The organism is Pseudomonas sp. 910_21 (genome assembly GCF_052850735.1).
The window spans coordinates 12,715-34,270 of sequence record NZ_VXCY01000007.1 but is presented as its reverse complement, the minus strand read 5'-3'; the positions used below and the strand labels follow the sequence as shown (position 1 = coordinate 34,270).

18 protein-coding genes are annotated in these 21,556 nt (G+C 58.9%); 10 read left to right on the top strand and 8 right to left on the bottom strand.

The genetic code is table 11. The features are described from left to right. The first annotated feature begins 77 nt into the window (after positions 1-77). Positions 78-1,592: a 2OG-Fe(II) oxygenase gene (locus tag FW796_RS21570; RefSeq protein WP_446439989.1), complete on the top strand. Its 1,515-nt coding sequence runs from the start codon at positions 78-80 to the stop codon at positions 1,590-1,592. 128 nt (positions 1,593-1,720) lie between these two features. On the opposite strand, the gene FW796_RS21565 is transcribed toward FW796_RS21570, so the two are convergent. Continuing rightward, on the bottom strand, positions 1,721-2,407 hold the full coding sequence (locus tag FW796_RS21565) for a pYEATS domain-containing protein (protein ID WP_446439988.1): 687 nt from the start codon (positions 2,405-2,407) through the stop codon (positions 1,721-1,723). 438 nt (positions 2,408-2,845) lie between these two features. Here FW796_RS21565 and FW796_RS21560 point away from each other — a divergent pair, with 438 nt between their 5' ends. Further along, on the top strand, positions 2,846-3,439 hold the full coding sequence (locus FW796_RS21560) for a hypothetical protein (RefSeq protein WP_446439987.1): 594 nt from the start codon (positions 2,846-2,848) through the stop codon (positions 3,437-3,439). A 122-nt stretch (positions 3,440-3,561) separates the two neighbouring features. Here the strand turns inward: FW796_RS21560 and FW796_RS21555 are convergent, their stop codons facing one another. After that, positions 3,562-3,840, bottom strand: a complete 279-nt coding sequence (locus FW796_RS21555) for a hypothetical protein (protein WP_446439986.1) — start codon at positions 3,838-3,840, stop codon at positions 3,562-3,564. A gap of 815 nt (positions 3,841-4,655) precedes the next feature. Here FW796_RS21555 and FW796_RS21550 point away from each other — a divergent pair. Both FW796_RS21550 and FW796_RS21545 read left to right on the top strand, forming a co-directional pair. Next, positions 4,656-6,032 carry an SIR2 family NAD-dependent protein deacylase gene (locus FW796_RS21550; RefSeq protein WP_346636041.1) on the top strand — a complete coding sequence of 459 codons (1,377 nt, stop codon included), beginning with the start codon at positions 4,656-4,658 and terminating at the stop codon, positions 6,030-6,032. A gap of 73 nt (positions 6,033-6,105) precedes the next feature. Continuing rightward, positions 6,106-6,765, top strand: coding sequence for a restriction endonuclease (locus FW796_RS21545; protein ID WP_446439985.1), 660 nt, complete (start codon positions 6,106-6,108; stop codon positions 6,763-6,765). Between the two features lie 343 nt (positions 6,766-7,108). Here the strand turns inward: FW796_RS21545 and FW796_RS21540 are convergent, their stop codons facing one another. The 5 genes from FW796_RS21540 to FW796_RS21520 form a co-directional block, all read right to left on the bottom strand. Beyond that, positions 7,109-7,882 (bottom strand): PoNe immunity protein domain-containing protein, encoded by a 774-nt coding sequence (locus tag FW796_RS21540; protein ID WP_446439984.1) that lies wholly within the window; start codon positions 7,880-7,882, stop codon positions 7,109-7,111. A 160-nt stretch (positions 7,883-8,042) separates the two neighbouring features. Beyond that, entirely contained in the window at positions 8,043-8,591 is a 549-nt protein-coding gene (locus tag FW796_RS21535; protein WP_015635120.1) for a cupin domain-containing protein, read from the bottom strand. A 269-nt stretch (positions 8,592-8,860) separates the two neighbouring features. After that, positions 8,861-10,141: an NAD(P)/FAD-dependent oxidoreductase gene (locus tag FW796_RS21530; RefSeq protein ID WP_404939278.1), complete on the bottom strand. Its 1,281-nt coding sequence runs from the start codon at positions 10,139-10,141 to the stop codon at positions 8,861-8,863. A 55-nt stretch (positions 10,142-10,196) separates the two neighbouring features. Continuing rightward, a complete protein-coding gene (locus FW796_RS21525) occupies positions 10,197-11,687 on the bottom strand; it encodes an aldehyde dehydrogenase (protein ID WP_015635118.1) in 1,491 nt (496 codons plus the stop codon). 33 nt (positions 11,688-11,720) lie between these two features. Further along, complete coding sequence (locus FW796_RS21520) at positions 11,721-13,097, bottom strand: glutamine synthetase family protein (protein WP_072452431.1); 1,377 nt, start codon at positions 13,095-13,097, stop codon at positions 11,721-11,723. Positions 13,098-13,363: 266 nt separating this feature from the next. On the opposite strand from FW796_RS21520, the gene FW796_RS21515 reads away from it, so the two are divergent. From FW796_RS21515 to FW796_RS21495, 5 genes are all read left to right on the top strand, one after another. Further along, entirely contained in the window at positions 13,364-14,119 is a 756-nt protein-coding gene (locus FW796_RS21515; RefSeq protein ID WP_123393014.1) for a gamma-glutamyl-gamma-aminobutyrate hydrolase family protein, read from the top strand. A gap of 236 nt (positions 14,120-14,355) precedes the next feature. Beyond that, on the top strand, positions 14,356-15,498 hold the full coding sequence (gene potA, locus FW796_RS21510) for a polyamine ABC transporter ATP-binding protein (RefSeq protein ID WP_346636035.1): 1,143 nt from the start codon (positions 14,356-14,358) through the stop codon (positions 15,496-15,498). Positions 15,499-15,542: 44 nt separating this feature from the next. Next, positions 15,543-16,424 carry an ABC transporter permease subunit gene (locus tag FW796_RS21505; RefSeq protein WP_172681993.1) on the top strand — a complete coding sequence of 294 codons (882 nt, stop codon included), beginning with the start codon at positions 15,543-15,545 and terminating at the stop codon, positions 16,422-16,424. Then, positions 16,421-17,317 (top strand): ABC transporter permease subunit, encoded by an 897-nt coding sequence (locus tag FW796_RS21500; protein ID WP_092315804.1) that lies wholly within the window; start codon positions 16,421-16,423, stop codon positions 17,315-17,317. Before FW796_RS21505 ends, FW796_RS21500 begins: the two co-directional genes overlap by 4 nt. A gap of 143 nt (positions 17,318-17,460) precedes the next feature. Then, on the top strand, positions 17,461-18,567 hold the full coding sequence (locus tag FW796_RS21495; protein WP_404939970.1) for a polyamine ABC transporter substrate-binding protein: 1,107 nt from the start codon (positions 17,461-17,463) through the stop codon (positions 18,565-18,567). Positions 18,568-18,795: 228 nt separating this feature from the next. Here FW796_RS21495 and FW796_RS21490 read toward each other — a convergent pair whose 3' ends face one another. Beyond that, complete coding sequence (locus FW796_RS21490) at positions 18,796-20,310, bottom strand: MFS transporter (protein ID WP_446439983.1); 1,515 nt, start codon at positions 20,308-20,310, stop codon at positions 18,796-18,798. A gap of 135 nt (positions 20,311-20,445) precedes the next feature. Here FW796_RS21490 and FW796_RS21485 point away from each other — a divergent pair, with 135 nt between their 5' ends. After that, the gene (locus tag FW796_RS21485; protein ID WP_446439982.1) at positions 20,446-21,336 is read left to right on the top strand and encodes a LysR substrate-binding domain-containing protein; all 891 of its coding nucleotides are present in this window, start codon (positions 20,446-20,448) and stop codon (positions 21,334-21,336) included. Positions 21,337-21,556: the final 220 nt, after the last annotated feature.

Sequence of the window (21,556 nt, the reverse complement as noted above, 5' to 3'; positions counted from 1 at the left end):
CAGCTTAGCATTGACATCGACCCCGTCGCACCCTAGCTTTGCAAATATTGGTTATCAGACCAACTTTGGAGATCACGATGAATTCCTTCGCTGAAAAACTGATGGTGGGGGCCACTGCTCCGTCGGCCTCGGTCGAACTACCGCTGGGTGACCGGGTGCGGTGTGTCCTGGTCCACGAGTTTCTTGCGGCCAGCGAGTGCGAAGCGTTGATAGAAGCCACGGAGCAGTGCGGGTTCGCCAGCGCAGGGTCTGACTATCCGTCCTCCTACCGCGATAATGACCGGATCGTGGCAGACGACCCAGCTCTGGCCGGGCGACTCTTCGAACGCTTGAAGCACTGCGCCTTGCGAATGCCGAGGCTCGGGACGGTGATCGATGAGGACGGCTGGCGTCCGGTCGGCATCAATGAGCGGCTGCGCTTCTGCCGCTACCGGCCCGGCACCCAGTTCCGCGCCCATCAGGATGGTGTACACCATCGCCAGCGCCAACAGTCACGCCTGACCTTCATGATTTATCTTAACGACGATGCATTCAGCGGCGGAGAGACCGTGTTCTTCGAGGGACGGTCCGCAGCCATGTCGAACCGGGATTCCACGCTCAGGCTGCGCCCGCGAAAGGGCAGCCTGATCGTATTCGATCACACCCTCTGGCACGCCGGCGCCTTAGTGGACGCTGGCCAAAAATACGTCATGCGCAGTGATCTGATGTACGAGCCACAGCAATCCTTGCAAGTCGATGGTCCCTTCCAGCCGGGCCATCACGGGTACGTATGGGCGCTTGCCGACCTGGGCGACAGGGGCTTTGCAAGCGCCGGGCGTGACGCAACCATCCGGCTGTGGGATCGCGAGGGCCGGTGCTTAGGTCAGCTTGACGGACATACACAATCCATTCTGGGTCTGGTGGACGTGGCGCCTGGCGAGCTTGTTTCTCACTCGCGGGATCGTACGGTCCGGCATTGGTCCTTGGCGACCGGCGAGTCAACGTTGGTCGGCACATCGGACTCGGCCGTCCTGTCCTCGGCAAAGTTAGGCGCTGACCGCCTCGTGACCGGGGCTGCTGACGGTCGCCTGACAGTCTGGAACCTGGCGACAGGTGCCACGGACAGACGTCAGGCCCACGCCTGCTGGGTCTGGGCGATCGCGCCTATGGGCAACGGCGGTTTCGCCAGCGCATCGGAGGACGGAACCGTCAGGCTGTGGCAACCCGAGGAGCGGGACTGCGTACAAGTGCTCGATCTGGGCCGCCCCCTAAGGACGCTGGCGAGCTGGATCGACGCCGATGGCAGCGTCACCTTGGCCGTTGGTGATCTCGACGGCGCGGTGCACCTGCTAGCGACCGAACCGATGCTGGCGCTCCTGGATTGCCTGGCCGCTCATGACGGGCCTGTCCGACGCGTGCGCTTCGAGGCGCGACACATGCTGCTGACCTGCGGCGAGGATGGATTCGTCAGACGCTGGAACCTGCCCTCACGGCAGGGGGCGATCATCGGCTCACACGACAACTTTGCAACCGATGTGCTCCCCACCCGCGCCGGTGGCTGGATCAGCTGTGGGTATGACGGCCGGATATTGGTGCATGGCGACAAGGGCTAGGGTTCAGGTGGGCACCGTCGCCGACTCCGTGTCTACCTATTGGCCGGGGCCGCTTTCGGCTGTGGACTCAACGTATAGGTTGCCACTTGCTCTGGTGCATTAATGTACAAATGCTGAGGGCGAGTGTTCTAGATGCGTGGGCCGTCGGGGCGCAAATCAATGAAGCGGTTAAGCTTCAGAGGTTGGTCGCTACCGCGAAAGTAGACGTCGGCCTCGACAATTGAAGTTCCATTGGCCAAGTCCTTCATCTTGAATCTTGACGCGCGGTCGCGAGTCTCTCTTGTTCTGAGCGCTTCAGGCCAAGTGTTTTCGAGGCGGTAAACTACCCTGTCCACGTGCTCCATGACGACGTCTGGCGCCATAACAACCACCTCAAACTGGTAATACGCTCGACCGTCGCCACCGTACAAACGTGTTCCTGTCTCCGAAAAGAAGCTCGTGTGCAGCAGGGCGATGTTTTCCAGCGTTACATTCTGCTCCTCGCTGGGCACAGGAATCTTCCGCGCTTGCTCGGGAAGACTCTGGATCTCAAGAAAGCTTCCAATTTTTAAGCCGGCCCCTCCCTTGATTCGCTCGGCTATCTCTAAGAAAAGTCTTTCGACGTACGGCTGGAATAGAACCATTACTACAAGGACGATAATCGGCCATATGAGGCTTGTAATAATGCTGACAACTGGCACGGTCATTCGCTCAGGTGGAACCAGGAAGAGCGCGTGTACAAACAAAACTCCACATAGTGCAATGATCGCAGCCTTACGCTGCCGAGCCCTTGCCTTCAACTTGCCCTTATCTTCCGGCGAACGTGTGCTATCCATGTGTTGATCCTCCTGTATTACCCCCGAAAGCGTGCTACTGCCGTGCAGCGTTCAATTGGCCGTGAACAAAAAACGGCAGAGTCCGTCTGCAACTAAAATCAGGTTAGGTGAGGAAGTGGATGAGCGGATTTTTTTTATGGAACGTGCGTGCGCCACATCTGTATGACATCTCCCGGAACTGAAGGCCCGGTGGGCAAAGAGACACGCTCAAAGTTAAAAACGGCCAATAGCGGACGTTTAGAGTAGAGAAATAAATCTGTCCGTGTTTCTTGTGGCGACCACTACAGTTCAGCTTTCATGTAGAAACGCGGGTTTCGATTTTTACTTGGGCTCTTCACACCGCCTGGGCCGGAAGCAGACAGCTGTAGAGATGGGATTCGATAGCCGAGTTAAAGGGCCACCCTGCCTTTCTGCGCCTTTGGTCAACAGGTCGCTGGTATGATCCGCGTCCGGAGCCGCCTGCTGGAGGCGGTGTGTTTGAGCACAGGAAGTCCCATGAAAAGAATGCTGTTCGGTGTGTGTCTGCTTTCACTGGCCGGTTGTGTCAGCTCGCCCGATACCTCCTTCACCCAGGCCACCCCAGGTTGCAAAGCGGCCACCTCTGAGGTCAATGGGAAACCGGTCACCACGCAGTTCTGCATCAAGACCATCGCCTTCAAACCCTCACAATACCGAGTCACTGTTAACGATCAGGTGCTGTTCACCGGTACCGACTACCAACGCGTCGCCTTTACCAAAACCATTAAGGAAGGTCCGGCCAAGGGCACATGCAACGAGCTGATCGAATTGCAGGGCTCCGGCTCGACAACAGTGCCATTGAACGAGTTGCCCACCGAATTGGTGGCAGGCTGCCGAATTACGGCAGACGCGGCCGGTAACGCCCAAGCCTTCAGCAAAGACGACGCCTGCGACAAGGTGTTCTACAAGTCGCTGGCGCCGTTGCTGGGCAAGGTGATGCCGGCTGAAGTGGCCCGCCAATGCAGCGTGACGGTGGGCGAGCAGAGCGTGTTTGACCAACACTTCGACTTGTAGAAGAAGGGACTGGAGCAGAGGCAGGACAGCGGGCACCGAATCGATCGCTGGAAAGCATCCCGCTCAAGCAAAAAGGCGACGCATTGGTCGCCTTTTTTGTTGCTTCATTACTCAACCAGGGGTTAAGCCGGATCAGCCTGCCCCAAAGTTCTATCACCCAAGGTACGCAGCAGATCGAAGCCGTCACTGAGCAACAGGCCGATGGCAAAGCGGATCTGTGAGAGGTCCTGCGCACCAGAAGCGCAGTCGAGGATTTCCAGCAGGTTGCGGGCTGCGCCGATGCGTTGCTGAGCGCAGGTATACAGATCGGCCAACGAGGCGTTGGCGTCCAGGTAGAGGACGGGATGGTCGGTGTCGTTGCGGGTGAGCGGGATGGGGTTGCAGACGTGCGAGCTAGTCATTGAGTTGTACCTTCCTTAGTTTAATTGACTGCCACTTTTCGCCGCGAAACGAATAAGGGTGGCAGCTGTGCGCGGGTTCGCGGACCGGAAACTAAGAAACCGGCACACCCGAAGGTGTCCCACACACAGCCGCCATAGCACGATGCCAGGCAGCAAAAAGCGCCTACATAGTGATGGGCGCTTTGTGCGCTTAGTTTTTCCAGACCGCGACGTCCGGTCGCCGATGTGCGGCGACGGGGCGAACTATAGATGGAATGGTTTGCAGCATGCAAGTCTGCATAAAGGAATATTAATTTTTAGCTATTTCAAATACTTACCGATCGCCCCTACAGCATCTAAAAAGACAGTGGAATTATAAATGGCGATTTGCTACTTTCAGTTTCACCCTGCGACCATATGCAGTTCGGCTAGATAGAAAGACCGAGTTTTAGTGATTCAGGGCTGGAGTTTTCCTTTAAGTATTAGAACCTTAGGAAGAAAAAATGACAGACAGAAGACCCCTGAATCCAAATGTAACTGTTCCTAAACCTGGCGGCGGGGAGCAGCCGCGATCTAGAAACAATGATGGTCAAGTACGCGACAAGCGTAGCGACGCTGGAAAACCTAGAAAAAAATAACCCCCCTAGAAAGCAGCGGATCACCAAATTTCAAAATTTCGTGATCCGCCTTATATTTACATACGGCACCCTTTAGAACCATCAACCCCACACCATAAAACTACAGATACCATACAAAAAAACACCTCACTCAAATCAAAGACTGAATCATATTAGTCCAAACAAAAAACACACATCATATTTAAAGCCGAGATATTCATGGATAGAAATTATCAAAAATACATCGATGACGTAACACTTGACATCAAATCCTGCATTCAGGACATGGCATGTCAACCAATACTCTTCATAGGCTCAGGCTTTACCAAAAGATATTTAAACGGCCCAAACTGGGAGGAGCTGTTAAAGTACTTACTGGAAGAATGCCCAGACATAGATCGAAAGTTTGCATACTACAAACAAAGGTACGCGGACTATGTAGAAATTGGTTCCATCTTCGCTGAAAAATACAATGACTGGGCATGGAGTAAGGGAGATCCTCCCTTTCCGAAACATTTGTATGAAGAAGGAAACACTCCGGAAATTTATTTAAAGCACACAGTCTCTGAATTTTTTGAAAAACTAATTGAAAACGAAAATAAAAATCTCACTCAAGAAATAGAACTTTTAAAAACCATTCGACCACACTCTATAATAACTACAAATTACGACCGACTACTTGAACAAATCTTCCCAGAATACTCGCCTGTTATTGGTCAAAAAATATTATATGCAAACCACGCAAGCATAGGTGAAATATTCAAAATACATGGCTGCGCCTCTGCCCCTGAAAGTATAATCATTACAAAAGATGACTATGATGACTTCATAAAACGAAAAAAGTATCTTAGCGCCAAACTCTTAGCTTTTTTTGCCGAACACCCGCTGATATTCATCGGATATAGCGCCGAAGACCCCAATATAAAAACAATACTTTCTGATATTGACGAGATCCTTTCTGAGGATGGAAAATTAATTCCAAACATATACATACTTGAATGGACAGACGCAGAGTTAAATAATGAATATCCACGCCGCGAGCGCCTAATCCCGGTTTCCGAAAATAAAGGCGTCATCATAAAAAGCATATTAGCGAATGATTTCTCATGGGTTTACTCCGCATTTAGCTCACATGAAACACTAAACAATGTCAACCCTAGATTACTGAGAGCACTACTTGCTAGAACTTACGAGCTTGTTAGATCAGACATCCCTCGAAACCCAATACAAGTTGACTACAAAGTGCTTGCCAATGTATCTGAGTCAGAAGGTGAACTCGCGAAACTTTATGGAATATCAGATACTTCTGACGGACTTTCATTCAATGTCAACTTCCCTCACACACTAACTTCGATAGGCCAAGCTCTTGGATATAAATTTTGGCACAAGTGCGCACAATTTATAAAAGTAATTGAAGAAACCACAGGAGTTGACATAAAGTCCTTCGACAACAAATATCATTGCGCCATATTAAATCGAGAGCAGGTTCAGTCTCACAGATATTCAGAAGCCTTTAGAGAGCTTATAGAGAAAGTTAGAAACGGACTGGATTTTTCCGAAGAGGTAAAAAATGAAGCACGAATGAAAGGACGATAAGTACATGCAACACTAACGAACACAAAACAACTTAAGACCACCAAAGCAGTACTACAATTTGTAAGAGCCCCTTATGAAAGACTGGAAGCAATATCAAGAGAATACTGCCATTTACTTTCGCTCTCTTGGTCTCGAAGCATCAACAGATGTAACAGTCCACGGTGTTAGAACAAATCATGACATAGACGTACTGGTAAAATCGCATCATGCAGGATTTAATATTACATGGATTGTTGAATGTAAGCTTTGGAAGACCCCAGTTAACAAGCTTCACGTACTAGCACTTAGAGAAATCGTCTCAGACTTAGGAGCAGACAGGGGGATTTTACCTTCAGAGACAGGATTCCAAAGTGGTGCCATTGAAGCTGCAAACCTAACAAATGTGCAAACCACATCATTAGCAGAGATCAGCGAAAGCGCAAAATCCACGATATATGGCATGCGACTAAGAGACCTTTATGATCGAGTCGGAGTTTGCAAGGATCGATATTGGTCAATCTCAAAACATGATCGAATTAAATATGGATTAAGAACAGAGTCAGCAGACTATTCAAGCGTGCGAATAATTGAAATGTGCACCGACCTACTAACAAAGTCATTTCGCGGCACATATCCATTCATTAGCGAAGCCGCTGAGAGCTCTTACATTTTCGGGCCCGCAAAAAAATTTAATTCCCCAAAAGAAGTCTCGGAAATCGTTGAAAAAAAGTATCGGAAGTCGAAAAAAACCTAGATAGATATGACACTCTCACTCAATCTATAAAACCATAATTACTTATTAACACGCGCACGAAAAATAGTTTGCCAGAGTATTCACAATATAGAAATTCCTCCTACAACCCCCAAAAACTATACAAAAACTCAGCGGGTTAGATAGCGCGGCGTGCCTTCTGATAGCTTTTCAGGGACCTGTCATAGGAGCAGGCACAACTCTACTCAATCAGGGAGCGATGGCATCAGTAACGCCCAAGCCTCCAGATCTCAGGTATAGCCACCAACTCAAACTCTCTCAGAGAGTCCTGCCTCACTGGCGTAGTCCAATACTTAGCCCATTCCACAGGCTAGTCCCGCCCGCATCACGCGACCGAAAGCCTCGCGTAAGCCACCAAGTCTTTGGGATAAACCATCGAATCGATCGCGCAATCTTCAATTCCATACAAAAAAGCTATAGCAGCCGCCTCAAACGCCCAATACCCGCAATAGCTGCCTTCGTCCCCTTGCAGGTGGCTGTCGTGCCAGGGTGCCTGTTCGAACTCGGGGTACCAGTCGTCACAGTACTGCTGCAGAAGGTCGCTGGCTTCGGCCGGGTCGTCGGCGTAGATGGCCTGTATCAGCGGTGTGTAGACATCGTGGTACCAACGGTCCACGTCATATCGATCGGGCAGCAGTTTGCACAGCAGGTCCTCGTAGAGGGTGTCGTCCCCGGCGTAGCCCGCCGGGTCGATCAGGGCCACGAAGCGTTGGAGCAGGTCGCTGCGGTGCAGCAGGATGCACAGGCTGAACACCTGGACGCACTCTTGGTACTGGTCGAGCCAATCGTCGATCGCCAAGGGGGTGATGTTCGGAATCTGGTTGTATTCGGCCAGTTGTTTTTGCAGGTGTTCGTAACTGTCCACCAGGGTTTCCAGCAGGGGAATCAGCAGGTCGATGCTGTGGCCGGCGGTGTAGCGGATGAGGATTTCCTTGAAGATCCACTTCTGGAAATGCCGGGCCCTGAGGGACTTTTCCTGTGCTTCGGAGTCGGACTCAAAGGTGTGTTCGGCAAAGAATTCCACGCTGTGCTGGTAGTTGCTGAAGAAGTTCTCCAGGCGTGCGGCGCTGAGGAATGCTTGTCGTCTGTCCTTGATCATTTGTCGTCCTTGTTTGCCCGACGCCCGCTCCAGACCCTGTCCGCAAGCGTGGTTACGGCAGTCTCCGGGGCGTGGGCCGGTCTAAAAAACAAAGCCCGCGACACAAGGCGCAGGCTGGATAGGGTTGCAACAGGTCGAGCCGGATCAGTCACCCAGCCACTTAGAAGTTCGCCGGGGTGTTGGCGCTGATGATTTCCGCCTCATCCTGGCCAATGTTGCGAAAGCTGTGGGGCAAGGTGGTGGGGAAGTAATAGCCATCCCCCGGGTTGAGCACGCTGACTTGACCGTCCACGGTCAATTCCACGGTGCCGCGGGTTACCAGGCCGCACTCTTCGCCTTCGCTGTGCACGATGGCTTCTTCGCCGGAGCTGGCGCCGGGGGCGTACTGCTCGCGCAGAAAGCGCATCTGCCGGTTGGCCACCGGGGCGCCGATCATCAACAGGCGCAGGCCGTCGCGACCCAGATCGGGCTGTTCGTTGGCGCGGAACACGTATTGGTGCTCCCGGGGTGGCTGGTCGAAGGTGAAGAAGTCGGCCAGGGACATGGGGATGCCTTCCAGCAGCTTTTTCAGGGAGCTGACGGAGGGGCTGACGCGGTTCTGTTCGATCAGGGAAATGGTGGCATTGGTGACGCCGCTACGCCGGGCCAGCTCGCGCTGGGAGAGTTTGTAGCTTTCGCGAACGAGTTTGAGTCGGGTGCCCGTGTCCATAACAGCCTTATGTGAGAGGAACTTAAGGGTATTTTTGCGGCGGTTGGGTCGCGAACTTCGCGATTTGGCTGCCCCTGGAGCCTGAAAAGGCGGCTATTTAAACATGTTTGACAGGCAAGCTGTAAAGACTGGCGATGGGCGTGAAGGCTGGGTGATGGAGTGTCGGTTTTCCGGGGCTTTGCGAGGCTTTTTCCGGGGCGGGTCAAGGGCCGGAGCTTCGCGAGCAAGCTCGCTCCTACAGGAGTGGGGGCTGTAGGAGCGAGGTGGCGTCAGATGCCGAAGCGGTCGCGCAAGGCGTAGTACGCGGCGCCCATGGCGGTCAGTGGGGCCTGGAAGGTGCGGCCGCCGATCATCGGCATGTGTGGCAGGGAGGCGAAGGCGTTGAAGCGCTCGGCGTCGCCGCGGATCATTTCGGCAATCAGCTTGCCCGCCAGGTGCGAACAGGTAACGCCGTGGCCGCTGTAGCCCTGCATGTAGTAGGCGTTCTTTTCAATACGGCCGAATTGCGGCATGCGCGACATGGTCAGCAGGAAATTTCCGGTCCAGCGGTAGTCGATCTTCACGTCCTTGAGCTGGGGGAAGGTCTTGAGGATCTTCGGCCGGATCAGTTGCTCGATGTCGTCCGGCTCCCGGGCGCCGTAGACCACGCCACCGCCGTACAGCAGGCGGTTGTCGCCAGTGAGGCGGAAGTAGTCCAGCAGGTAGTTGCAGTCTTCCACGCAGTAGTTGTTGCTGATCAGGCTGCGGGCCAGTTGTTCTGGCAACTGTTCGGTGACCACGATCTGTGAACCGCAGGGCATGCTCTTGCGGGTGACGCGGGGGTCGAGGTCTTGCTGCAGGTAGGCGTTGCCGGCGATCAGCAGGTATTTGGCGCGCACCACGCCCTTGGCGGTGCGAATCACGTTGGGTTCGCCGTAGGTGATTTCCACCGCCGCCGACTGTTCGAAGATCTTGCCGCCCAGGCCGATGATGGCGCTGGCTTCGCCCAGGGCCAGGTTCAGCGGATGGATGTGGCCGCCCTGCATGTCCAGCAGGCCGCCGATGTAGTTCTTGGTCCCGACTTCGCGGTCGATCTGCGCCTTGTCGAGCATCTTCAGGTTGTGGTTGCCCAAGCGTTCCCAGTTGCGCTTCTGTTCCGCCAGGCCCTTGAGCTGCTTGTTGTTCAGGGCGGCGAAAATGCCACCGGGGCGGTAGTCGCACTGAATGTCGTAGTGCTGGATGCGCTGACGGATGATGTCGGCGCCTTCGAAGATCATGCTGCCGAGCACTTCGGCGCTTTTTTCGCCGTAGCGTTCTTCGATCACGTCGACGTCGCGGCTGTAGGAATTGACCAATTGCCCGCCGTTGCGTCCGCTGGCGCCGAAGCCGACCTTGGCCGCTTCCAGCACGGTGACGCTGTAACCGGCTTCCGCCAGGAACAAGGCCGAGGACAGGCCGGTGTAGCCGGCGCCGATCACGCAGACGTCGCACTCCACACTCTCTTCGAGTTGCGGGTAGTCGGTGGTCTGGTTGCGGGTCGCCGCGTAGTAGCTGTTCACGTAGGTTTGCATGAGAAATTCCCCAGCGGGTACGGGCCCAGGCCCGCCGCCGCTGTTGTTATAAGAGTTAGAGCTTGATCCAGGTCGCTTTGAGCTCGGTGTATTTGTCGAAGGCGTGCAACGATTTGTCGCGGCCGTTGCCGGACTGTTTGAAGCCGCCGAACGGCGCGGTCATGTCGCCGCCGTCGTACTGGTTGACCCATACGCTGCCGGCCCGCAGGCCACGGGCGAAGCGGTGGGCGCGGCTGAGGTTGCTGGTCCAGACCCCGGCCGCCAGGCCGAAGATGCTGTCGTTGGCAATCTGCAGCGCCTCTTCTTCCGTATCGAAGCTGATGAGCGACAACACCGGTCCGAAGATTTCTTCCCGGGCGATGGTCATGGCGTTGGTCACCCCATCGAAAACAGTCGGCTCGACATACAGGCCGCCTGTGCTTTCCAGGGTGCGGACACCGCCGGCCAGCAGTTGGCCGCCCTGCTCCTTGCCGATCTCGATATAGCGCAGCACGTTGTCCAGTTGGCGCTGGTCCACCACGGCGCCGACCCGGGTTTCGGGGTCGAGGGCGTGGCCCGGCTGCCACCCCTTGAGGGCCTCCACCAGCAGCGGGATGAACTGCTCGCGGATCGAGCGTTGCACCAGCAGGCGCGAACCGGCGGTGCAGACTTCGCCCTGGTTGAAGGCAATGGCCGCAGCTGCCGCTTCTGCGGCTTCGCGCAGGTCCGGGGCATCGGCAAACACCACGTTGGGGCTCTTGCCACCGGCTTCCAGCCACACCCGCTTCATGTTGCTTTCGCCGGAATACACCAACAATTGCTTGCCCACGGCGGTGGAGCCGGTGAAGGCCAGCACGTCCACGTCCATGTGCAGGGCCAGGGCCTTGCCGACGGTGTGGCCGTAACCCGGCAGGACGTTGAACACGCCCTGGGGGATACCGGCGTCTAGGGCCAGCTGGGCGATGCGGATCGCGGTCAGCGGCGACTTCTCCGACGGTTTGAGAATGAACGAGTTGCCCATTGCCAGGGCCGGAGCGAACTTCCAACTGGCCATGATCAGCGGAAAGTTCCACGGCACGATGGCCGCCACTACGCCCGCCGGTTCCCGGGTCACCAGGCCCAACTGGTCGTGGGGTGTGGCCGCCACTTCGTCGTAGAGCTTGTCGATGGCTTCGGCGTTCCAGCGGATGGCGTTGGCCGTGGCCGGAATGTCGATGGCCATGGAATCGCCAATCGGCTTGCCCATGTCCAGGGTTTCCAGGAGCGCCAGTTCTTCCTGGTGCGCAAGGATCAGTTCGGCGAAACGAAGCAGAATGCGCTTGCGCTCGGCCGGGGCCTTGCCCGACCAGACGCCACTGTTGAACGCCTGGCGCGCCACAGCTACTGCACGATCGGCATCGACCTGATCGGTGCTGGCGACGTTGGCCAGAAAGCGCCCGTCCACCGGGCTCAGGCATTCAAAGGTGGCGCCACTGGCGGCGGCGCAGTACTGGCCGTCGATAAAGGCACGGCCTTCGAGGCTGAGGGACTGGAAGTGCTGCTCCCAGTCGCTGCGGGATTTAGTCATGGCAAATACTCAAGGCAGGCAGTGACACGGTCATCAGACCGTGTGCAGGTACCAGTTGTATTCCAGGTCGGAGATGGAGTTTTCGAACTCCGCCAGCTCGCTTTCCTTACAGGCCACGAACACGTCGATGTACATCGGGTCGATGTACTTGGCCATCACTTCGCTGTCGTCCAGTACGCGCAGGGCGTCACGCAGGTTGGTGGGCAGGCTTTGTTCGTTCTGCTCGTAGGAGTTGCCTTCAACCGGCGCTCCCGGATCGATCTTGTTCGTCAGACCATGGTGAATACCCGCCAGCACCGAAGCCATCAGCAGGTAAGGGTTGGCGTCGGCGCCGGCCACCCGGTGCTCGATACGCACCGCATCGGCAGAACCGGTGGGTACGCGCACGGCCACGGTGCGGTTGTCGATGCCCCAGGTCGGCGAGTTCGGCACGTAGAACTGTGCACCGAAACGGCGGTAGGAGTTGACGTTGGGGCACAGGAAGGCCATCTGCTGCGGCAGAGTGTCGAGCACGCCGCCGATGGCATGGCGCAGGGCTTCGTTGGTTTGCGGGTCTTCGCTGGCGAAGATGTTGTTGCCCTGCTTGTCGAGAATCGAGATGTGCACGTGCAGACCGTTGCCCGCCTGGCCCGGGTAGGGCTTGGCCATGAAGGTGGTGTCCATTTCATGGTCGTAGGCGATGTTCTTCACCAGGCGCTTGAGCAGTACTGCGTAGTCGCAGGCTTTGATCGGGTCGCTGACGTGGTGCAGGTTGACTTCGAACTGCGCCGGGGCGCTTTCCTTGACGATGGCGTCGGCAGGAATGCCCTGCTCTTTCGCGCCTTCGAGGATGTCTTGCAGGCAGTCGACGTACTCGTCCAGATCGTCGATCAGGTAGACCTGGGTGGAATGCGGACGCTTGCCGGAAATCGGCGAACGGGGCGACTGCGGACGGCCGTTCACGTTGTCCTGGTCGATCAGGTAGAACTCCAGTTCAAAGGCCGCGCAGATGGTCAGGCCCATCTCATCGAACTTGCTCACCACCTGGCGCAGCACTTCGCGGGGGTCGGCGAAGAATGGCTGGCCTTCGATCTCGTGCATGGTCATCAGCAGTTGCGCGGTGGGGCGCTTCTGCCAGGGCTCGACGCTCAGGGTGCCGGGGATCGGGTAGCAGATGCGGTCGGCATCGCCGATGTCCAGGCCCAGGCCGGTGCTTTCCACCGTGGAGCCGTTGATATCCAGGGCAAACAGCGAGGCCGGCAGGTTGATGCCCTTCTCGTAGACCTTGTGCAGCGCGGTGCGCTCGATGCGCTTGCCGCGCACCACACCGTTCATGTCTGCAATCAGCAGATCGACGTAGAGAACCTCGGGGTGTTTTTTCAGGAAGGCATTGGCTTCATTGAGTTGAATGGCACGCGGGGGGACCGACATGATGCACCTATTGTGTTAATTATTATGTTCACTGCTGTGACACGCCAGCAGTCAACCCGAAAGAAAAACCGGAGTCAATAGCCAACAGCAGGCGCCATTCGTCAATTATTTTGCCTCACGAAAGACCAATACACCCCGAGATCCGCGCCATTCGCGGCTTTCAAGCGAACAATGTTTAGAATTTTTTACATGGAAGTTGTTAATTAAAATCAACGAGGATAAGCTCTGGAAAAACTCGTTCCAGCGTGAATTTCGAGGTGATAAAAATGGCATTCAAGCCATTGATCGGCGTTACTGCGTGCGTCAAAGAGATCGGCCTGCACCCCTACCACGTCAGCGGCGACAAGTACTTGCGTGCTGTCAGCGTCGCGGCCGAGGGCCTGCCCCTGATCATTCCTTCCCTGGCGGATCTGATCGATATCGACGATCTGCTGCACAACATGGACGGGCTGCTGTTTACCGGCTCGCCGTCCAATGTCGAACCCTTCCATTACCAGGGCACGCCCAGCGAGCCGGGCACCGCCCACGACCCGCAGCGCGATGCCACCACCCTGCCCCTGCTGCGCGCCGCCATTGCCGCTGGCGTACCGGTGCTCGGCATCTGCCGTGGCTTCCAGGAAATGAACGTGGCCTTCGGCGGCAGCCTGCACCAGAAGGTGCATGAACTGCCGGGCTACATGGACCACCGTGAAGCCGACGATCCACGCATCGAAGTGCAGTACGCCCCGGCGCACCCGGTGGCAATCCAGCCCGGCGGTGTGTTCGAGGCCATGGGCCTGGCCGGCGAGATCCAGGTCAACTCGATTCACAGTCAGGGCGTCGACCGCCTGGCCCCCGGCCTGCGGGTCGAGGCCGTGGCCCCGGATGGCCTGATCGAGGCACTGTCGGTGGAACACAGCAAGGCCTTCGCCTTCGGCGTGCAGTGGCACCCGGAATGGCAGGTGCTGTCGAACCCGGCCTACCTGCGGATCTTCCAGGCCTTTGGCGACGCCTGCCGACAACGGGCTGCGCAACGGCGCTGAGCGCCGATCGAAAAACCCAGGCATTCAATAGGATTCACCACGCCCTGCCCCACGGCGAGCGCGCCTGTGCGCGCCCGACGTCCGGCGTGAGCAACACACGGCAAGACCACAACAACAAATAGCGTCAGGCCGCCAGGGAGGCAGCGCCGAATCAGCCCGCACCCCCTGCGGGCTGGCAATCAAACTTTAAGCCCGGCCGAATTGGCCAGGCTGCTGACACCTGTTGGGAGTTTCACATGGCAAACGCCTCCAGCACTTACCGCAAGGCCCTCGAAGGCACCCCGAGCCCGCAGAAGGTCTTGGTCAAGATCGACCGCGTGACCAAGAAGTTCGATGAAACCGTGGCCGTGGACGATGTCTCCCTGGAGATCCACCAAGGCGAAATTTTCGCTCTGCTGGGCGGTTCCGGCTCCGGCAAATCCACCCTGCTGCGCATGCTCGCCGGCTTCGAGCGCCCCACCGAAGGCCGCATCCTGCTGGATGGCGTGGACATCACCGACATGCCGCCCTACGAGCGGCCGATCAACATGATGTTCCAGTCCTACGCCCTGTTCCCCCACATGACCGTGGCCCAGAACATCGCCTTCGGCCTCAAGCAGGACCGCCTGCCGGCCAGCGAGATCGACGCCCGGGTCGAGGAAATGCTCAAGCTGGTGCACATGACCCAGTACGCCAAGCGCAGGCCGCACCAGCTGTCCGGCGGCCAGCGTCAGCGCGTGGCCCTGGCCCGCTCCCTGGCCAAGCGCCCCAAGCTGCTCTTGCTGGACGAACCCATGGGCGCCCTGGACAAGAAGCTGCGCTCGCAGATGCAGCTGGAACTGGTTGAGATCATCGAACGCGTGGGCGTGACCTGCGTGATGGTGACCCACGACCAGGAAGAAGCCATGACCATGGCCCAGCGCATCGCCATTATGCACCTGGGCTGGATCGCCCAGACCGGCAGCCCGGTGGACATCTACGAGGCCCCGGTGAGCCGCCTGGTGTGCGAATTCATCGGCAACGTCAACGCCTTCGACGGCACCGTCACCGAAGACCTGGAAGGCTACGCCATCATCGACTGCCCGGACCTTGAGCAGCAGATCTACGTCGGCCACGGAGTCAGCACCTCGGTGCAGGACAAGTCGGTGACCTACGCCATCCGCCCGGAAAAGATGCTGGTCACCACCCTCAAGCCCGACACCCGCTACAACTGGTCCAAGGGCAAGGTGCATGACATCGCCTATCTGGGCGGCCACTCGGTGTTCTACGTCGAGCTGCCCGGCGGCAAGATCGTCCAGTCGTTCATGGCCAACGCCGAGCGCCGTGGCTCGCGGCCAACCTGGGACGACGAAGTCTACGTCTGGTGGGAAGACGACAGCGGCGTGGTACTGCGAGCATGAGTACCTCGACCATGAGCACTTTCAATCAGAAGCTGTTCCGTATGCTGCCCAGCGGTCGCAAGCTGGTAATCGGCATCCCTTTCCTCTGGCTGTTCCTGTTCTTCATGCTGCCGTTCTTCCTGGTGATGAAGATCAGCTTCTCGGAAGCGGCCCTGGCGATTCCGCCCTACTCGGAGATCTACAGCTACGCCGAGCAGAAATTCCAGCTGCTGCTGAACCTGGGCAACTACGCCATGCTCGCCGGCGACGAGCTGTACATCTCGGCCTACCTGGGTTCGCTGAAAGTGGCGCTGCTCAGCACCCTGATGTGCCTGGTGGTGGGTTTTCCCATGGCCTATGCCATCTCCAAGACCGGCAAGGAAACCCAGAACGTCTTGCTGCTGCTGATCATGATGCCGACCTGGACCGCGATCCTGATCCGCGTCTACGCCTGGATGGGCATCCTCAGCAACAACGGCCTGCTCAACAGCTTCCTGTTGTGGACCGGGCTGATCAGCCAGCCGCTGGAAATCCTCAACACCAACACCGCCGTCTATATCGGCGTGGTCTACGCCTACCTGCCGTTCATGGTGTTGCCGCTGTACGCCAACCTGGTCAAGCATGACCAGAGCCTGCTGGAAGCCGCTTCGGACCTGGGTTCGAGCAACTTCAACAACTTCTGGAAAATCACCGTACCCCTGGCCAAGAACGGCATCATCGCAGGCTGCATGCTGGTGTTCATTCCGGTGGTGGGCGAGTTCGTGATTCCGGAGCTCTTGGGCGGTCCGGAAACCCTGATGATCGGCCGCGTGCTGTGGCAGGAGTTCTTCAACAACCGTGACTGGCCGGTGGCCTCCGCCCTGGCGGTGGTGATGCTGGCGATCCTGATTATCCCGATCCTGCTGTTCAACCGCAGCCAGGCCAAAGAGATGGAGGCACGGGCATGAAACGCTTCGAATTTTCCAAACTGATGCTGGTGCTGGGCCTGCTGTTCATCTACCTGCCGATGCTGATCCTGGTGATCTACTCGTTCAACGCCTCCAAGCTGGTGACGGTGTGGGGCGGCTGGTCGATCAAGTGGTACGTCGGCCTGCTGGACAACCAGCAGTTGATGGGCTCGGTGATGCGTTCCCTGGAAATCGCTTGCTACACCGCCATTGCCGCGGTGGCCCTGGGCACCCTGGCGGCCTTCGTGCTGACCCGAGTCACGCGCTTCAAGGGCCGCACCTTGTTCGGTGGCCTGGTCACCGCGCCGCTGGTGATGCCGGAGGTGATCACCGGTCTGTCACTGTTGCTGCTGTTCGTGGCCATGGCGCAATTGATCGGCTGGCCCATGGAACGGGGCATCGTCACCATCTGGATCGCCCACACCACATTCTGCGCGGCCTATGTAGCCGTGGTAGTCTCCGCGCGCCTGCGGGAGCTGGACCTGTCCATCGAAGAAGCGGCCATGGACCTGGGAGCGCGACCGTTCAAGGTGTTCTTCCTGATCACCATCCCGATGATCGCGCCGTCACTGGCGGCCGGCGGCATGATGTCCTTTGCCCTGTCCCTGGATGACCTGGTGCTGGCCAGCTTCGTTTCCGGCCCGGGCTCCACCACCTTGCCGATGGAAGTGTTCTCGGCGGTGCGCCTGGGGGTCAAACCGGAGATCAACGCCGTGGCCAGCCTGATCCTGCTGGCGGTGTCCCTGGTGACCTTCCTGGTCTGGTACTTCGGCCGTCGCGCCGAAGCCGCCCGCAAGCGGGCGATCCAGGAAGCCATGGACTTCACCGCCAACGAATCCTGGCAACCGCCGGCGGCGAAAAAACCTGCTGTACCCGCGCCGGCAACGGCCTGACGGCCTCTTCGCCAGCAAGCTGGCTCCTACAGGGTCTGCACTGTCTCTGTAGGAGCGAGCTTGCTCGCGAAAGTCTCCACCCTGATATCCACCTTGCACACGCAGCAATCTGCACAATAAGAAATGGAGTTGTAGTGATGAAAATGCCTGGCAGGATACTGCTCGCCAAAACCCTGCTCTCAGTGTCCTTGATGGGCGCACTGGTGACCGGCGCTCAAGCCAACGACAAGGTGCTGCGCGTCTACAACTGGTCGGACTACATCGCCCCGGACACCCTGAAGAAGTTCGAGGCCGAAACCGGTATCCACGTCACCTACGACGTCTTCGACAGCAACGAAACCCTGGAAGCGCGCCTGCTCACCGGCAAGTCCGGCTACGACATCGTGGTGCCGTCCAACAGCTTCCTGGCCAAGCAGATCAAGGCCGGGGTCTACCAGGAGCTGGACAAGTCCAAGCTGCCCAACTGGAAGAACCTCAACCCGGTGCTGCTCAAGAACGCCTCCGCCAGCGACCCGGACAACGCCCACGCCTTCCCCTACATGTGGGGCTCGATCGGCATCGGCTACAACCCGGACAAGGTCAAGGCGGCCCTGGGCACTGATGCCCCGACCAACTCCTGGGACCTGCTGTTCAAGCCGGAGAACGCCGAGAAGCTCAAGGCCTGCGGCATCAGCTTCCTCGACTCGCCCACCGAGATGCTCCCGGCGGCCCTGCATTACCTGGGCTACCCGGTGACCAGCAAGGACAAGGCGCAGATCCTCGAAGCCCAGGAGCTGTTCATGAAGATCCGGCCTTCGGTGACCTACTTCCATTCGTCCAAGTACATCTCGGACCTGGCCAACGGCAACATCTGCGTGGCCGTGGGTTACTCCGGCGACGTGCTGCAAGCTCGTTCCCGCGCCGAAGAGGCCGGCAACAAGGAGAAGGTCGCGTTCAGCATTCCCAAGGAAGGCGCCGGCAGCTTCTACGACATGATGGCCATCCCCAAGGACGCCACCAACGTCGACAACGCCTACCTGTTCATGAACTTCCTGATGCGCGCGGACATCATCGCCGAGGTCACCAACAGCCTGGGCTACAGCAACGCCAACGCGGCAGCCACGCCACTGGTGGACGAAGCGATCCGCAACGACCCGGCGTCCTACCCGCCGCAAGATGTGCTGGCCACCCTCTACGCGGTGCCGGACCAGCCGATTGCCATCCAGCGCGTGATGAACCGCGGCTGGACCCGGATCAAGCTGGGTAAATGATTCAAGGTGCCCGCCGCTGGCGGGCACGGCTCGCCTTTTTCCGTTCATGTCGCGCCTTACCACCGCGACACTCCTGCGAACGGCTTCACCCGGCTCCCTCGGTTGGGGTGAATCCTTGGCGCCTTCGGGCGCCTTTTTTGCTTTCCCTGCCGCCGCAGGCTGCGAACGGCTGGGGCAACACAAGGGCCTGCGACCGCTTTTCGCAACCTCGCTGACACGCGGCAGCGGCTACTGCGCGATCGACTCCGCTGGCTTTTGCTGCCATGGGGCGAATATCAGCAGGCTGAACAATGCCAGCCCCCAGACACTCAAGCCGCCGTACAGCATGACCCAGCCAAAGCCATGGACCAGGGCCGCCTGCGGCGTACCTTCCGCCAGCCACGGCAAAGCGTCCAAAGAGCCGCTGCCAGAGGCAATCTGCTGCGCCCAACCCCGCAGTTGCCCGGCATCCAGCGCCCCACTCAGGTGACGCCGCAGGTAGGCGCCCACCCCCGCCACCAGGATCAAGCCCATCAAGGCAATGTTCAGCGCCAGGGAAATCATCCGCGCACTCATGTCGATCCCCGAGGCCATGCCGGCCTGATCGGCGGGCACCGACCCGGTGGTGGTATTGGTCACCGGCGTATTGCAGATGCCCAGACCGATCCCCGCCAGCAGCGCGCCGGGCAGCATGAACACACCGCTGCTGGCGGCCCACTGGCTGGCACCAAACATCGCCACAAAGCCCAGGCCGATGCCGGACAACCCCAGAGGAATCACCCAACCGGCCTCGAAACGCAGGGCCAGGCGTTCGCCCACGGGCGGCAGGATCAGGGTCGGCAAGGTATAGGCCAGCAGCGCCAGCCCGCTGTGCAGGCTGTCGTAGCCCAGGGCACCGTGGAAGTAGATCGGCAGGTAGATCATGAACGGCCAGAAGCTGAAATTCATCCCCATGGAACCGAGCAACGCCCCGGAAAACCGGCGGTTCCTGAATACCCCCAGCTCGAACATCGGTTGCCGGCTGCGGCGCTCGGCACGGATAAAGGCAGCGAAGCAGCCCAGGGTCGCAAGCACCACGGCCAGGGCGCTGAAGCGGCTCAGGGTCGGGCCCTGGGTCAGCACAAAGGTCAGGCCGAACACCGCCAGCGACAGCAGCACGATGCCGGCGCTATCGAGCTTGCCGCCCCGTGCCTGACGGGCCTCCTCGACCCCGGCCACGGCAAGTCCCAGGGTCAGCAGCGCCAGCGGCCCGTGCACCAGGAAAATCCACGGCCAGCTGGACAGCGACAGGATCGCTCCGCCAATGATCGGCCCGAACCCCAGACCAATGCCGAACACCACGCCCCACGCGGCGAAGGCCCGGCTGCGCTCACGGCCCTGACGAAACTGCTGGGACAGGATCGCCACCTGGGTGATCAGCATCGCGCCCCCGGCCAGGCCTTGAAGGGCCCGGCTGGCGATCAGCACCGTCATGTTCTGGGCCAGACCACAGAGCAGCGAGGCCAGGCCGAAGGCGACGATGCTGAGGACAAACACCCGCTTGCGACCAAAGCGATCGGCCAGGGCGCCGGTGGCCATCAGCACCACGGTGCAGGCGATGGTGTAGGCATTCATGATCCATTGCAGGTCGGTAAAGCGGCCCTGCAGACGGTCTTCCAAGGCCGGGAGAATCACCGGCACGCTGGAGATTTCCAGGCCGAACATCAGCGCGGCCAGGCAGACCGCCGCCAGGGCCAGGGTGTTGCGTGAAGAAGGTTGAGGCATCGAGGGTTGTCCGCAAGTGGTGTCGCCACCCGTCCCGGGGCGACTGAGGGGTCAAGTCTGGGCAACGCCACTCAATGACGGAAATGATTAGATTTTGTAGGATTGAGCAATCTCCATCATGAATGGCAGCCTGCCTTGAATATCGATCCCACCCTGCTGCGGGCCCTGGTCGCAGTCCATGAATGTGCCGGCTTCACCCGCGCCGGCAAGCGCCTGAACCTGACCCAGTCGGCGGTCAGCCATCAGATCCGCCGTCTGGAAGAGCAACTGGGCCGGCCCCTGCTGCTGCGCACCACCCGGCGCCTGAGCCTGACCGAAGACGGCCAGGAAGTGCTGCAGCACGCGCAACAGATCCTCGCCTCCCTGGACGCCCTGGCCCGGCGCTTCCAGCCGTCGCGGCTGAGTGGCGTGGTGCGCTTCGGGGTGCCCGAGACCTTTATGGGGGAGCGCCTGCCGCCACTGCTCTGCCAGTTTTCCCGAGCCTTTCCCGAGGTGCGCCTGGACGTCAGCGTCGGCACCTACCTGGACCTGCGCCAGATGCTCAAAGCCGGGGAACTGGACCTGGCGGTGGTGCTCTCGGAGCCGGGGCGGCGCGACAGTGGCACCGTGCTGCGCAGCGCCCGGTTCGTCTGGGTCGCCGCCGAGCACTTCGACCTGGCCCCGGGCACCTCGCTGCCCCTGGCCCTGGCGCCGGCCCCCTGCGTCAATCGGCAGATCGGCCTTGATGCCCTGGGCGAAAGCGCCGCCAGTTGGCATGTGGCGTTCAGCTCGCCAAGCCAGGAAGGCATTCGCACGGCAGTGCTCGCCGGTCTCGGAGTCACCGTGCAGATGGCCAGCGACCTGCGCCCGGGCCTGCGCATCGTCGATGGTGAATACGGCCTGCCGGGGTTGCCCGGAGCGCGCTTCCTGCTGGCCTGGAGCAGCGGCGAAAAGACGGCGGCGGCCCTGGAGTTTGGCCAGTTGCTGCTACAGAACGCCGAGCCGGCCGCCAGGGGGGAAAAAGCCGCGGTCCGCCAGCAGGCTTAAGTGGCAAGCAGCCATTGCGTTGGCGGAATTCAGTCCGCGTGCCAGCCAATTCCGTCGTTCAATGGCCGGCACAGGTCCCTTCGACCTACTGGCAACTTCGTGCGTGTTTTTGCTGATTCCGGCCCGAGCAGCGCGGATAACCGCCGAATCCCTGCGCGCTGCCACCTGGCAATGGCAACCCTTGCCCAGCGGCAACTGGCCGCTGCACAACAGTAAGTTC